The 14,446-nt window shown below is 69.3% G+C and carries 12 protein-coding genes; 8 read left to right on the forward strand and 4 right to left on the reverse strand.

All coding sequences use genetic code 11. The features are described 5' to 3' along the window. Positions 1 to 5 precede the first annotated feature (5 nt). Positions 6 to 650, reverse strand: a complete 645-nt coding sequence (locus GZ997_RS08610; protein WP_162679604.1) for a helix-turn-helix domain-containing protein — start codon at positions 648 to 650, stop codon at positions 6 to 8. Between the two features lie 201 nt (positions 651 to 851). Next, a complete protein-coding gene (locus tag GZ997_RS08615) occupies positions 852 to 2,159 on the reverse strand; it encodes an MFS transporter (RefSeq protein ID WP_161925168.1) in 1,308 nt (435 codons plus the stop codon). A 249-nt stretch (positions 2,160 to 2,408) separates the two neighbouring features. On the opposite strand from GZ997_RS08615, the gene GZ997_RS08620 reads away from it, so the two are divergent. Together GZ997_RS08620 and GZ997_RS08625 are read left to right on the forward strand one after the other, a co-directional pair. Continuing rightward, entirely contained in the window at positions 2,409 to 3,722 is a 1,314-nt protein-coding gene (locus GZ997_RS08620) for an MFS transporter (protein ID WP_162679605.1), read from the forward strand. 70 nt (positions 3,723 to 3,792) lie between these two features. Then, positions 3,793 to 4,761 carry an NAD-dependent epimerase/dehydratase family protein gene (locus GZ997_RS08625; protein WP_162679606.1) on the forward strand — a complete coding sequence of 323 codons (969 nt, stop codon included), beginning with the start codon at positions 3,793 to 3,795 and terminating at the stop codon, positions 4,759 to 4,761. 43 nt (positions 4,762 to 4,804) lie between these two features. Here the strand turns inward: GZ997_RS08625 and GZ997_RS08630 are convergent, their stop codons facing one another. Further along, on the reverse strand, positions 4,805 to 5,221 hold the full coding sequence (locus tag GZ997_RS08630; protein ID WP_161925165.1) for a VOC family protein: 417 nt from the start codon (positions 5,219 to 5,221) through the stop codon (positions 4,805 to 4,807). Positions 5,222 to 5,345: 124 nt separating this feature from the next. Here GZ997_RS08630 and GZ997_RS08635 point away from each other — a divergent pair, with 124 nt between their 5' ends. Further along, complete coding sequence (locus GZ997_RS08635) at positions 5,346 to 6,473, forward strand: WYL domain-containing protein (RefSeq protein WP_162679607.1); 1,128 nt, start codon at positions 5,346 to 5,348, stop codon at positions 6,471 to 6,473. 96 nt (positions 6,474 to 6,569) lie between these two features. On the opposite strand, the gene GZ997_RS08640 is transcribed toward GZ997_RS08635, so the two are convergent. Continuing rightward, positions 6,570 to 9,446, reverse strand: a complete 2,877-nt coding sequence (locus tag GZ997_RS08640) for a cation-translocating P-type ATPase (protein ID WP_162679608.1) — start codon at positions 9,444 to 9,446, stop codon at positions 6,570 to 6,572. A gap of 225 nt (positions 9,447 to 9,671) precedes the next feature. On the opposite strand from GZ997_RS08640, the gene GZ997_RS08645 reads away from it, so the two are divergent. The 5 genes from GZ997_RS08645 (at position 9,672) to rplI (ending at position 14,099) form a co-directional block, all read left to right on the forward strand. After that, a complete protein-coding gene (locus GZ997_RS08645; RefSeq protein ID WP_162679609.1) occupies positions 9,672 to 12,080 on the forward strand; it encodes a transglycosylase domain-containing protein in 2,409 nt (802 codons plus the stop codon). A gap of 246 nt (positions 12,081 to 12,326) precedes the next feature. Next, entirely contained in the window at positions 12,327 to 12,614 is a 288-nt protein-coding gene (rpsF, locus tag GZ997_RS08650) for a 30S ribosomal protein S6 (RefSeq protein WP_161925161.1), read from the forward strand. Positions 12,615 to 12,640: 26 nt separating this feature from the next. Further along, on the forward strand, positions 12,641 to 13,246 hold the full coding sequence (locus tag GZ997_RS08655; protein ID WP_161925160.1) for a single-stranded DNA-binding protein: 606 nt from the start codon (positions 12,641 to 12,643) through the stop codon (positions 13,244 to 13,246). Between the two features lie 145 nt (positions 13,247 to 13,391). Continuing rightward, positions 13,392 to 13,628, forward strand: a complete 237-nt coding sequence (rpsR, locus tag GZ997_RS08660; RefSeq protein WP_162679610.1) for a 30S ribosomal protein S18 — start codon at positions 13,392 to 13,394, stop codon at positions 13,626 to 13,628. Positions 13,629 to 13,643: 15 nt separating this feature from the next. Beyond that, the gene (rplI, locus tag GZ997_RS08665) at positions 13,644 to 14,099 is read left to right on the forward strand and encodes a 50S ribosomal protein L9 (protein WP_162679611.1); all 456 of its coding nucleotides are present in this window, start codon (positions 13,644 to 13,646) and stop codon (positions 14,097 to 14,099) included. Positions 14,100 to 14,446: the final 347 nt, after the last annotated feature.

A 14,446-nucleotide genomic window follows, 5' to 3' on the forward strand; every position in this document is an offset into this window, starting at 1 on the left:
AAGTGCTAGCGGTAGTCGTCCCAGACCGGGGAGGGGAACAGGACTGCCTCCCAGCGCGCCCACTCCTCGGTCAGAGAGATGGGCGGGCGCCGGAAGAAGCGGATCTGCGCCCCGTCCATCGCCTCAATCGCCAGCTCAACCAGTGGCCGCATGCTCTCCCAGCCTCCCGCCGCGACGACCTCGGGTGGCAGCCGCCAGGTAAAGGTGGAGTAGTAGTCCCACACCTGGTCGGGCCGGTCGATGAAGCGCTCGTAGGCGGGGTGGCGCGGGTCGGTTGCCTCCACCCCCAGCGTCATGTACAGCTCCATCAGCGCCGGGCGGGCCTCGTTGAAGGCCACCAGGTAGCGGAAGTAGGCCGGCAGGCTGATGCCCTCGGGGTGGGTGGCGGCAGGGTCGCCGGAGTCGATGAAGTCCTGCGGGGTGCCCTGGCGGTCGTAGCGGTCATCCAGCAGCAGCTCCAGCAGGCCGTCCTTGGTGCCGATGTAGTGCAGCAGCCCCGCCTGGGTGATGCCGACGGCGTCGGCCACCTCCTGCAGCGACAGCCCGTTGAACCCGTGCTTGGCCACCATCTCGGTGGCGACCTCCACGATCTGCTCGCGCCGCTCGGCTGCGGTCATGCGGTGGCGTTTGGCGGAGGACGATGGCGGCATGCGCCGATCCTACTGGGCGGCCCACTGCCCCGAGAGTGGGGCAAGCGCTCCCGCAGCGCCGACGGCGCGACTACGGATTGCCGAGACTGCGCGGTTCTACAGGTGGCAGGGAGGCGGACGGCGGTCGTCTGTCGCGGACGGCGACGGCAAGGCACGGCCGGCCGGGGGACGAACACCCCGGTCGGCCGCGCTGGGTTGTGCTCAGCGCACCGAGCGGATCGCCAGGATGGAGAAGCAGCCGACGACGGCGCAGGCGATAGACACGGGGAACACCAGCGTGTACGCGCCGGTGGCGGTGACGATCGCGGAGGTGATCACCGGTCCGGACATCTGGCCCAGAGTGGTGGAGACGTTGAGGATGCCCAGGTCCTTGCCCGCAGTCTCGGGGTTGGGCAGCACGTCCACGTTCAGGGCCTGATCCACGGAGCTGTACACCGAGTAGCCGAAGCCGGCGATGAAGGCGAACAGGTAGATGCCCGTAGTGGTCGGCATAATCCAGGGCATGGCAACTCCCAGGGCGAAGCACAGGGAGGCCATGACTACCGGCACCTTGCGGCGGTGCAGGAGGTCGGAGAGCGGGCCGCCGATGAAGCCGCCGATCAGGCCGACCACGAGCGTGATGGTGGACATCAGTGTCACGGTGGCCGCGGACTGCGTGGTGGACAGGCCCAGGTAGTCCTGGATGATGTACAGCTGGTAGGCGTTGATCATCTGGTAGGACACCAGCATCGTGAAGCGGCCTATGAAGGCCTTCCAGAAGTCGGCCGCCCCGTGGATCGGCGGGATGAAGGAGACCAGCAGGTCCTTCAGGGTGCCGGCGTCTGAGGCCTCATTCACGGAGGACCGCTCCCGCGGCCACACCAGAACGGCGAAGATGCCGGCGATGCCCATCAGGATGCCGCCGAGGGTGAAGCCGGAGACGGCGGCGCCGGACTCGGAGATGAAGCGGGCACCGACGATTGCGCCGATCGGGTACCCGATGGAGGCGCCGACTCCCCAGAAGGTGGACATGGTGCCGCGGATCGTCTCGGGCACGCGGTCGGACAGCACGGCCACTGCCGGGGCGAGCATCATGTTCAGGCCCACCATGCACACGCAGTACACCAGGGTGATTAGGCCGGCGTTGGTGAGGATGCCGATGGCGAACAGGCACAGGCCGCCGAGTACGCCGCCGCTGATGACCCAGGGGCTGCGCTTTCCGAAGCGGGAGCGGGTGCGGTCGGACAGGTTGCCGAAGATGAGGTTGGAGAACAGTGACACTATGGCGGTCACCGCGGAGATGGTGCCGAGCAGGGCGGTGGGGTTGTCGACGCCGATGTCCTTCAGGCGTTGCGGCAGCAGGACTGCGGCGATGGTGTTGAGGCCGGTCGCCCAAAGCAGGGAGATGCAGAGGAAGCCGATGCCGAAGCGCACCATCGCGCTTCGTGGCAGCGGCAAGCCGGTGTCGGGTGCGAGGTTGGATGGGGTCGAGGTGTCATTCTCGGTGGCGTGCGCGGGCTGCTGTGCCATGTGCGTGGGCCCTTTCGTCGAACGGCTGTGTTCGCCAAGGCGAGTTACTTACTATTTAGTAAGTGCGACAGTGAGACTAACCGCCGGGGGATGGCCTGTCAACCCGCAAGCGCGGGCGTACGGTTCGCCCTACGCGCTGGCACACGGGTGTGCCGGTGAGCTCCCGTGCGCTGGGGAGGCCGCGCGAGTCGCCGGATTTCACAGCGGACGCTAACCGTCGTCGGCGCTCGCATGGGGAAGTCTTGACCCATGCGCCTGACCGACGACCTCAAGGACCTCGCCTCCGTCCCGGCCTTCCGGACCCTGCTGGGGGTGCGCCTGGTCTCGCAGACCGGCGACGGCATGGTGCAGGCGGGCCTGGCCACCCTGTTCTTCTTTCAGCCGCAGAACATGACCAGTGCCGCGGGCGTGGCCGCGGCACTGGTGGTCATGTTGCTGCCCTTCAGCGTCGTCGGCCCCTTCACCGGGCCATTCATCGACCGCTGGCGGCGTCGGCAGACCCTCCTGTACGGCAATCTGGCGCGCGCCGGCGTGATCGCACTGACCACGCTGGCGCTGCGGGCCTGGGGCATAGGACCAGCCGTGTATGTGCTGGTGCTGGTGGCGCTGGGCATCAACCGCTTCCTGCTGTCGGTGCTGTCGGCCGGGCTCCCGCAGATTATCGACCACCGGCGGCTGCTGACCGCCAACTCGATCGTGCCCACCCTGGGCGGCGCGGCCACCGCGCTCGGCGCGGTCATCGGCTTCGTGCTGCGGCTGGCGCTGCCGGCTGGGACCGCGCAGGACACCGCCAGCCTCTTGAGCGCCATGGTGCTGTACGTGCTGGCCGCCGGGGTGGTGACCCGGCTCGGCGCGGGACAGCTCGGCCCGGATAGGCCCGCCGACGACGGCCTAGGCGTCGCGCTCGCGGCCACCGCGGGCGATCTCGTCAACGCGGTGCGCTACCTGGTGCGCCGCGGCACCCCCGGCCTGGCACTGACCACCATGGCGCTGCACCGCTTCGTGTACGGCATGCAAGTGATCACCATGATCCTGACCGCCCGCAACCTGCTCGCCGCCCCCGAGGACGCCGACACGGGGCTCGCCATCTTCGCCACCCTGATGGGGGCCATGGTCGCCGGCCATGGCCTGGCGGTGGTGCTCACCCCCCTGGCGCATGAGCGTGTGGCGCCGTCGACCTGGATCGTCATGTGCCTGCTCGGCGGCAGCATCGGGCAGCTGCTGGTTGTGGCCACCTACCGGCAGGCCGTCATGACCGCGGGGATATTCATCTTCGGCGTGGGCGTGCAGGGCGCCAAGATCGCCGTCGACACCATCGTCCAGGGCGACACCGCCGACGCCTACCGCGGGCGCGCCTTCTCCATCTACGACGTGCTGTTCAACACCGCCGAGTGCGTGGCGGCCGGCGTGGCCGTGCTGGTGCTGCCCGACGTCGGCTGGTCACGGGCGGTTCAGGTGACCCTGGTGGGCTTCGTGTGGTGCGTGGCGCTGGCCTACCGGACTGGTGTGCGGGCGCTGGGCGACCGGCCCCGCGAGGTGGCCGACCTGCCGGGTCTGGGGTGAGGCCCGCATAGGACAGGTCAATAGGTGCGCAGGGGTGGCCTCAACGTGACCTTTGCGAGACACTTGAGGGGTGAAGCGTGTTCTTGTGACCGGCGGCGGCGGGCACCTCGGGTTGAACCTGCTGCCGCGGCTCGCGGCAGCGGGCTGGCAGGTACGGGCCATGGGGCCGCACCCTCCGGGGTCCGACGCCGCTCCGCCAGTCGGCGTCGAGTGGGTCACCGGCTCCGTGCTGGACCCCCGGCAGTTGCATGAGGCCATGGAGGACTGCGACGCCGTGGTCCACCTCGCCGCGCGAGTCACCCTGTGGCGCCGCGACCCCGCGGCCTGGCAGCTGAACACCCGCGGCCCGGCGCTGGTGGCGGCCGAGGCCCGGCGCCGTGGCATACGCATGGTGCACTGCTCCTCAATCCACGCCCTGGACTGCTCCACGGGTGGAGTCATCACCGAGACGACGCCACTGGCGGGCGCGGGCCGCCCGCTTTACGACCGCTCCAAGGCCGTCGGTCAGCGGGCGGTGCTGGCCGAGGCGGCGCGGGGCCTGGATGCGGTGATCTGCCTGCCCACGGGGATCATCGGCCCCGTCGATCACGGATCGCGTGTCAACTCTCTCATCCTTGCCGCGGCGCGGGGACGCCGGACGGCGACGCTTGCGGGCGGCTTCGACTGGGTGGACGTGCGGGACGTCGCCGCCGGTATCGCCGTGGCCCTTGACTGGGGCAGGTCGGGACGCTCCTACCTGCTGAGCGGCATACGCGCGCAGCTCGTGACCGTGATGTCCCTCGGAGCGGTGCTGGCCGGTCGACCTCCGCTGCGCCTGGCGCTCCCCCTGGAGTGGGCGCGGCCGCTCGCGCCCCTCGGGGAGGCGGTGGGTAGTCGGCTCGGCACCGACGTGTTCACCCCGGCCACGCTCGGCGCCCTGGCCGACAACCCAGCGGTCTCCAGTCGGCGGGCCCGCGAGGAGCTTGGTCTTCTGCCCCGGCCCCTGGCGATGACCGTGCGGGACCTGCTCAACTCGGCGGGTATTGAGACAGTCGCCTGAGCGCTGTGCGTCCGGCAGGGTCGCGCTGGCGCGCCCACTCGCATTACTCCGAGGCGCCGATGTTGAAGATCCAGCGCAGACCGAAGGGGTCGACGAGCACCCCGTTGAGGTCTCCCCAGGGCGTCTCCTCCAAGGGCTCGGCTACCTGTGCGTTCCGGGACAGGCCCTTCCAGCAGGCGATTAGGCGCTCGCGCTCCTGCCCGTTCAAGCACAGGGCGACGGCGGAGCCCACCTGCACCGGCGCCTCTGACAACGGTCGGTCCGTCGCGCGCAGCACAAAGCCGTCCGATGTGCGCAGCACGCCGTAAAGCACGTCCTGCTCGTGGCCCGGTTCGGCGGGAACCTCCCAGGCGGCGAAGGTTTCAATGTCCAGCTCTCCGCCCAGGGCTTCGCGGTAGTAGGTGAGTGCCTGGCGCGCCTGTCCGGCGAAGCTGATATAGGCACTGAGGTCGGCTTTCATCGCGATCTCCTTCTGCGACTGTATTCGGCGGCGGCCGGGGCTGCGGGCAGGGCCCGCCGTCACCGGCTAGGCTCAAGTCTGAAACGAAAAACCAGACATCTTCTGTCATGGATGGGGAGGGCAGATGCGCGCGGATCGGCTGCTGCGCATGATCTGGATGCTGAGCGGGCGCACCGCGCCGACGCCGGCCGCCGAGCTCGCCGACTACCTCGAAGTCAGCGTCCGCACGGTCATGCGTGATGTCGAGGCCCTGTCAGCGGCCGGCGTCCCGGTCTACACGCAGCAGGGGCGCGGCGGCGGAGTGAGCCTGCTGCCGCACTGGCGCCCGGACCTGCTGGGGCTGGATGAGGATGAGGCCCGGGCGCTGGCCACGGTCGTCTCGCTAGCGGGCGCCGGTGCCCTGGGTCTCGACGACGCCGTCGGCCGGGCGCTCGACAAGGTTGCCGTCTCCGCGGCCGGACGGGGATCATCCGAGAGCTCGGGAGACGTGCTGTGGTTCGGATCCCGGGTGGTCATCGACCCCGAGGGGTGGTTGCCCGGCGTCGGCGGGAGACCGTGGCTTAAGAAGGCACTGGCGGCGGTCGAGCACGGACGTAGCGTTCGCTTCCGGTACACGGCGGGCGAGTCGGGCAGGATCCGCGAGGTGGTCATCCCGGCCCTGGGTCTGCTGTGTGCCGGCTCCGACTGGTACCTGGTGGGACGCTCGGAGCACGGGACCCGTTTCTTCCGCCTGGACCGCATTGACGATTTGGAGACATGCGAGGCCGACGGCGCGGAATCGTGGTCGGCCTCGGCGGGGTCGGAGGACGGATCCGGCAAGTCGACCGGCTTCGGGAGGGTCGCAGTTGCAGGCGCCGCAGAACCTGTAGACGTCCAGTTCGATCTACTCGCCGAGTGGCATGCCGCCCGCGAGCGCTTCCGCTCCCGGTTTCATCCTCTGCCCGCGCTCCTGGAGGTGCGGCCTGTCGCCCTAGGCCGGTTGCGCAGCCTGGTGAAGGCGGAGGTGATCGAGGGTGGCGGGGAGCAGACGGATATCGCCGTCGTCGATGGCGAGACTCCTGCGTCCACGGGAGGAGACCGCCCGCCCTTGCGGGCGCGAGTGGTCTTCGCCGATGTCTCCCACGCCCTGGAGGCGCTGCCCCGCCTGGCAGGGGACGTGCGCGTGCTTGAGCCGCGTGATCTGCGGGCGCGCATGCGTGGGCTGGCCGCGCGGTTGCTGGCCGATTATGCGGATCAGGATGAGGCGGAGTGAACGGTGGCACCAACCACCCCTGACACCACCATTTCGGCACGTCGCTTCTACCGGTCTCGGTGTGTTACAAGTGCCGGTCTCGGTGGTGGAGGGCGGTCAGTGCTCTCGGTTGTGTAGGCGCGCCCGGCGCACCAGCTTGCGCAGCTCATCCACCCACAGCACCAGTGAGGCCATGGCCACGGCCACCGCCCAGTGCACCAGGTCCAGGCTCGCCGTGGAGAAGGCCCGCTGTAGCAGCGGCACCTCCACCACCGCCACCTGTAGCACCACTCCCAGGGCGATCGCGCCCCACAGCCACTTGTTGACCAGCAGGTGCCGGAAGGCGGAGACCGTCTCCGAGCGGGAGTTGACGGTGTTGAACAGCTGCGCCAGCACCAGGGTGGTGAAGGCGGCGGTACGCGCGGTGGTCAGGTCGTCCACGCTCAGGGAGGTCTCGATCAGCCCGCCGGGCAGGAAGATGTCGAGTGTGCCGAGCGTCGCGGCCGCCATGACGGCGCCCACCAGCAGCACTCCGCGCCACATGGCCCCGTCAATGACCCGTTCGTCAGGCCGGCGTGGCGGTCGCCCCATGACGTCCTCCACGCTCGGGTCCACACCCATCGCCAGGGCCGGCCCGGAGTCGGTGACCAGGTTGATCCACAGGATCTGCGTGGCAACCAGTGGCAGCACCACCCCGGACTCGCTGTGTCCGGTCAGCCCGATCACGCCGGCCAGCACCACCCCGCCGAAGACGGTGAGCACCTCACCCATATTGGATGAGAGCAGGTAGCGCAGGAACTTGCGGATGTTGTCGAAGATCCGGCGGCCCTCCCGGATGGCCGCCACGATGGTGGCGAAGTTGTCGTCCGCCAGCACCATGGTGGCGGCCTCCTTGGTGACCTGCGTGCCGGTCACCCCCATGGCCACGCCGATATCGGCGGAGCGCAGGGCGGGAGCGTCGTTGACGCCGTCGCCGGTCATGGCCACCGTCTGCCCCTGTGCCTTCAGGGCCCCGACGATCCGCAGCTTGTGCTCCGGCGCCACCCGCGCGTACACGTTCACCCTCCCGACGGCGTCCGCCAGCGCGGCGTCATCCATGCCGGACAGCTCCCGGCCGGTGAGCACGCGGGCCCCGCGCGCGGCGATGCCCAAGTCGGCGGCGATACGTCCGGCGGTGGCGGGGTGGTCGCCGGTGATCATGAGTACGCGCACCCCGGCCCGGTGTGCCTCGGCGACGGCGGCGGCAGCCTCCGGGCGGGGAGGGTCGATGATTCCGACGACGCCGGCCAGTGTCAGCCCGTGCTCCAGGTGGTCGAAGACGCCGTCGGTCCCCGCCGTGGCGACGGCGGCCGCCTCGTCGGCGTCCAGGTCCCGGTAGGCCACCGCCAGGGTGCGCAGGGCCCGCCCGGACATGTCTGCGATATGCGCGTTGAACTCCGCGCGCGCAGCCGCGTCCAGGGGCTGGTCGACCTCGCCCACGCGCACCCGGGTGCAGCGCTCCATGAGCACGTCGGGGGCGCCCTTGGCCATCAGGATGGTGGTGCCGTGCTTGGCGTCGGTGTACAGCACGGACATGAGCTTGCGCTCGGAGGTGAAGGGCACCATGCCCACCCGGGTGAAACGGCCCTCGCGACTGCCCTGCGTGCCGAGCTTGCGCTCCGCCACCAGGAAGGATCCCTCGGTGGGGTCGCCGACGACGCTCCAGACCCCGGCATCCTCGGCCAGCTCGGTGTCGGAGGCCATGGCCCCGCCGGACAGGACCACGGTGACCTCATCGCGCAGCGCGCCCGCGAGCGGCTCGTCGTCAGGGTGCCCGTCACGGTCGGCGTCGGGGGCTACGTCGCCGTTGGGCTCGTAGCCGATGCCGGTGACCACGGTGGTGCCGGAGGCGGTGGCCACCTCCTGGATGGTCATCTCCGAGCGGGTCAGGGTGCCGGTCTTGTCCGAGCAGATCACCGAGGCCGAGCCCAGGGTCTCCACGCTGCTGAGCTTCTTGACCACCGCCTGGTGCAGCGCCATCCGCTGCACGCCCAGCGCCAGCACCACCGACAGGATCGCCGGCAGCCCCTCCGGCACGGCCGCCACCGCCAGCGATACCCCCAGCAGGAGGGCGTCGATGAAGGACTGCGCGTCCCGCTCGGGCGCGAGTGCCAGCAGGGTGGCCACCACAATCACGGCGATGACCACCACGATGCCGCCGAGCAGCTTGGACACCCGGGTGATCTCCTGCTCCAGGGGCGTGTCCTCGTCCTCGACGGCGTCGAGCATGCGCGCGATGGCGCCCATCTCGGTGGCGCCGCCCGTGGCGGTGACCACGGCCTGGCCGGAGCCCTGGGCCACGGAGGTGCCGCGGAAGACCATGGCGGTGCGGTCGGCCAGGTCGGCGTCCGCGGCCACGGCGTCGGCACTCTTGGAGACGGCGTCGGCCTCACCCGTCAGGGAGGACTCGATCACGCGCAGGGAGGCGGCACTCAGCAGGCGCGCGTCGGCGCCCACCTGGTCGCCCTCGCCCAGGATCAGCACGTCCCCGACCACCAGCTGCGCCGAGGGGACGACTACGCGCGCCCCGTCCCGCAGCACCGTGGAGGAGGCCTGGGTCATGGCGGACAGGGCGGCGACGGCGTCGGCGGCCTTGTTCTCCTGCACAAAGCCGAGCACCGCGTTGAGGGTGATCACCGCGAGGATCACCAGGGCGTCCACGGGCACGCCATGCGCGCCCTCCAGCACCCAGGCCACCGCCGAGATGACGATGGCGATGATCAGCAGGTAGACCAGCGGGTCGGCGAACTGGGCGAGGAAGCGCCGCCAGGCCGGCACCGGCGGCTTGCTGGGCAGCTCGTTGGGGCCGTCGGAGGCCAGCCGGGCCGCGGCGTCGGCGGCGCTCAGGCCAGTGGCGGGATCGGTACCCAGGCCGGCGGCGACGTCGACTCCCGGCAGGGCCCACGGGGCCGCTGGCGATTGCGCGGCGGGAGCAGTGGCGGTGCGTGCGCTCATACCCGTATCTCACCAGCGGTGCAGGCGCGGTACCAGCACCGTTCGCCGCGGGCACTGATTCAGCGCGGTCCCATCCCTGTCCCAGCGGCTGCGAAGGCGCCTATGGGCGGTGCCTGGGTGCGCAATGCGCGGAATAGACGCATCTGACAGCCCGAACAGTGGCCCCGGGCGGCCCTGACGTGATGTGATGAAGCCGGATGAAGCTGCGTAGAGGAAGAGGAGCGCATGGCAGACTCCGCGAATCAGGGCGGTGCCCGCCCCACTGGCCGGAAGCTCGCCCAGGCGGCCAACGCCGGGCGGGTCAACAAGCCCCGTAAGAACGCTGTCCTAAAGCCGCGCAACGCCAGGCACCCCGCCACCGCCGCGGTCCGGGCCGACCAGGCGTCCTCGGGGCGGCGTCGGTTTAACTACCCGCGCGCCGGCAAGGGGCCGATTCACCGCTGGCTGCCGAGCTGGCGCTTCCTCCTGGGCAGCTTCCTGCTCCTGATCGTCATGGCGGTGGCGGGCTTCGCCGTCGCCTACGCCATGATCAAGGTGCCCGAGCCCAGCGAGTTCGCCCAGGCGCAGACCACCACCGTTTACTACGCCGACGGCACCACCGTGATGGGCGAGTTCGCGGAGGTGGACCGGGAGATCATCGACGCCTCCCAGCTGCCCGACTACGTGGGCAACGCCGTGGTCGCCTCCGAGGACCGCTCCTTCTACTCCAACAACGGCATTGACCCCAAGGGCATCGTCCGCGCCTTCGTCAACAACATGCGCGGCGGCTCCCTCCAGGGTGCCTCCACGCTGACGCAGCAGTACATCAAGAACTACTACGTCGATACCACCAGCTCATACTCCGGCAAGTTCAAGCAGGCGATCATGGCCATCAAGATCGACCGGGAGATGAGCAAGCAGGACATCCTCGGCTCTTACCTCAACACGGTGTACTTCGGCCGCGGTGCCTACGGGATCGAGGCGGCCTCCGAGGCGTTCTTCGGGCATCCGGCCTCCGAGATGACGGTGTCGGAGTCGGCGCTGCTGGCCGGCATCCTGCCCTCGCCCAGCGCCTGGGACCCCGCCCTGGACCCGGATCAGGCCGCCGCCCGCTGGCAGCGCGTCCTGGACTACATGCTTGAGGACGGCTACATCACCCAGGAGGAGTACGACTCCGCTGAGCTGCCGGAGACCGTGGCCACCCAGACGAAGGAGACCTACGGCGGGCCCACCGGGTACCTGCTGCAGCTGGTGCGGGCCGAGCTCCAGGCCGATGCCGGCATGGAGGCCGAGGACATCGACACCGGCGGCTACAAGATCGTCACCACGATCGACAAGGAGGACCAGGACGCCGCCGTTGCCGCCGTCGAGAACCTGCCCGAGGGGGCCTCGCCGAACCTGCGTGCGGCCCTGGTGTCCATTGACGCCACAACTGGCGGGATTCTGGCCCTGTACGGCGGTGAGGACTACCTGACCAACCAGGTCAACTCCTCCACCGACGCCGTCGCCCAGGCGGGCTCCACCTTCAAGCCCTTCGCGCTGGTGGCCGCCCTGGAGAACGGGGACACGCTCGCGAACGGATACGTAGGCGACTCGCCCATGGTCATCGACGGCGCCACCTTCCAGAACTACCAGAACGTCTCCTACGGCTGGTCGGACCTGGTCAAGGCAACCACCTACTCGATCAACACCACCTACCTCCAGCTCAACCGGGACGTGGACCCGGAGGTCACCAACGAGGTTGCGGTGCGTGCGGGCTATCCGGAGGACACCCTGGGCCTGGACGCCTACGTGCAGAACGTGCTCGGCTCGGCCTCACCCCACACGATCGACATCGCCACCGCCTATGCGACCTTCGCCGCGCAGGGCACTAAGCACCACACCCACATCGTCAACTCGGTCACCAACCCGGCCGGCGCGGTGGCCTACACCGGATCCACCGACGGGGAGAAGGTCTTCTCCGACGACGTCATGGCGGACTCGACCTACGCCATGCAGCAGGTGGTCAATGCCGGCTCCGGGACCACGGCGCTTGCGCTGGGGCGGCCGGTGGCCGCGAAGACCGGATCGTCCTCGGACAACAAGTCGGCGCAGTTCGTCGGCTACACCCCGCAGATCGCCACTGCGGTGACGCTCTACCAGACCGGGGAGGACGGCTCGGAGGAGTCCATCACCCCCTGGGGCTACTACGGCGAGATCACCGGCTCGACGTACCCGGCTGACATCTTCACCGAGTACATGGCCACGGCGCTCGCGGAGCTGCCGATCGAGTACTTCCCCGAGCGCACGATCGGCTCCTACACCCCCGGTGGCCTGTACGGCACCCCCGCGCCGGTGGCGCCGGTGGAGGAGAGTACCGGGACCGTGGAGCAGCCCACCGCGGAGCCCAGTGCGGAGCCCACCGAGGAGGCTACGGCCACCGAGGAGGACGATGACGAGGACTCCGGGACCGACCAGCAGAATGAGGGCGATGAGGAGGACACCGACAACGGCGGCACTCTGAACCCGAACGACCAGAATCAAGAGCAGCAGAACCAGCAGGGCGACCAGAACCAGCAGACTGATCAGGGTCAGGGCTGGGGCCAGCAGGGTCAGGGCTATGGTTACGGTCAGGGCCAGGGGCAGGGTCAGGGCTGGGGCCAGCAGGGCGGATGACCTCAACCTCTGCGCGTGTGCCGCGGCTTGTTGGCGCTTGCCGCAGCCGGGTGAAGGAGCGTGGCACACCACACGCCGAGTGGCGCCGTCGTCGCCTTTAAGGCGGGCGGCGCCCTCGGGTATGGTGACGGGCGGACTGCCTCGTCGGCGTACGCACCCGCGTAAGCGGCGGCGCGGTCGAACGCATCACCCTCCTGTCACGGAGAGACCGTGACCGCTTCAGACCAGAGGAGGTGGGTACTAAGCATGCGTCATTACGAGATCATGATCATCCTCGCACCCGAGACGGATGAGCGCACCATCGCTCCCACGCTCGAGAAGATGCTGCAGGTCGTCCCCAGCAACGGGGGTACCGTGGACAAGACCGACGTCTGGGGCAAGCGGCGCCTGGCGTACGACATCAAGAAGAAGTCCGAGGGTATCTACGTGGTGGTTGACATGACCGCCACGCCGGAGATCGCCCAGGAGCTCGACCGTCAGCTCGGGCTGAACGAGTCGGTGCTGCGCACCAAGCTGCTGCGCCCCGAGGCCTGAGCGCCTAACCGGAACGGAGACAAGCAATGGCCGGCGATACCGTCATCACGATTATCGGGAATCTGACTGCGGACCCCGAGATGCGCTTCACGCCCTCGGGGGCGGCGGTCGCCTCCTTCACCATCGCCTCCACCCCGCGCAGCTTCGACCGGCAGGCCCAGGAGTGGCGCGACGGGGAGACCCTGTTCATGCGCTGCTCGATCTGGCGCGACGCCGCGGAGAACGTGGCCGAGTCGCTGACCAAGGGCACCCGCGTGATCGCGCAGGGCCGCCTGGTGCAGCGCTCATACACCACCCGTGAGGGCGAGAACCGCACGGTGGTGGAGATGCAGGTGGACGAGATCGGCCCGTCGCTGCGCTACGCCAAGGCTCAGGTCACCCGCCAGCCCCGCGGGGGCGGCCAGGGCGGCTTCAACCAGGGCTCTCAGGGCGGCGGATACAACGCAGGCCAGCAGGGCGGATACAACCAGGGTGGCGGCCAGCAGGGCGGCTACCAGAGCTCCCAGGGCGGTCAGGGCGGATACAGCCAGGGCGGCCAGCAGGGCAGCTACAACGCCCCGGCCGGCGGCGCCGCGGACGACCCCTGGGCCACCGGTGGCGCCACCAGCTTCGGTGACGAGCCCCCGTTCTGACCTACGTCTCCTTAACTGCGCAGCATTCGCGCAAACACAACTCTTCGCCCGGTTCGACCGGGCGCGTGGGCGCGGTCGTCGCCCCGCATCATTCTCGCAATAGACCCACGGGCGCCAGCGGGCGCCCGAGCCAAGGAGTACCACCATGGCGAAGCCCCAGCTTCGTAAGCCGAAGAAGAAGATCGCACCGGTGAAGGCCGTGAAGGTCGGCACCATCGACTACAAGGACACCGCCACGCTGCGGAAGTTCATCTCGGACCGCGGCAAGATCCGCGCCCGCCGCGTAACCGGCGTCTCCGTGCAGGATCAGCGCAAGATCGCCAAGGCCATCAAGAACGCCCGCGAGATGGCCCTGCTGCCCTACACGAGCTCGACCCGCTGATAGGAGGCGCAGATCATGACCACCAAGCTCATTCTCACGCACGATGTGACCAACCTCGGCGCAGCCGGGGAGGTTGTGGAGGTCAAGGACGGCTACGCCCGGAACTACCTCCTGCCCCGCAAGCTGGCCACCCCGTGGACCAAGGGTGCTCAGCGCCAGATCGACCAGATGGCGGAGGCCCGCCGCAAGCGCGCCATTGACTCCCTGGAGCAGGCCCAGGAGGCCCGCGCCTGGCTGTCGGGCAACGTTGTCACGGTGAGCGCCGTCTCCGGTGATAACGGCCGCCTCTTCGGAGCCGTCAGCACCGCACAGCTCGCGGACGCCGTCAAGGAGGCCGGTGGCCCGGCCATTGACCGGCGCAAGATCGAGCTCGTCCGTCCGATCAAGTCCACGGGTCGCCACAGCGCCTCCGTGCGACTGCACACCGACGTTGTTGCCCCGCTTGAGGTCAACGTCGTGGCCGCCCGCTGATCCGGGTAGCAGCCGATACGAACAAGCACGCCGTAGCCGACGCGCCGCCAGGCGCGTCGGCTACGGCTTTGTGCGCGGCCGCCGGATGGAACGTGTTAGCCGTGCCCGTGTGTGGCGCTTCCGGTTTGAGAGCGCGGGGCTGTCGAGGCCGGCTTACGGGTGAGGGCGTGCTGGTGTGGGCGGCATCGGGCTGACGCTTCGGCACTATGCGTGACGCTTCGGCAGTTGGCTCCGGCGGTTCGTACTTTCTGGTGACGGTTCGTACCTCGGGGTGCCTGTGCTGTCTCCACACTTCTGGGACGGTTGAGTCTCATGACTTCTGGGACGGTTGAGTCTCATGGGTTTTG

Source organism: Actinomyces sp. 565, from assembly GCF_010365615.1.
Classification (GTDB): domain Bacteria; phylum Actinomycetota; class Actinomycetes; order Actinomycetales; family Actinomycetaceae; genus Actinomyces.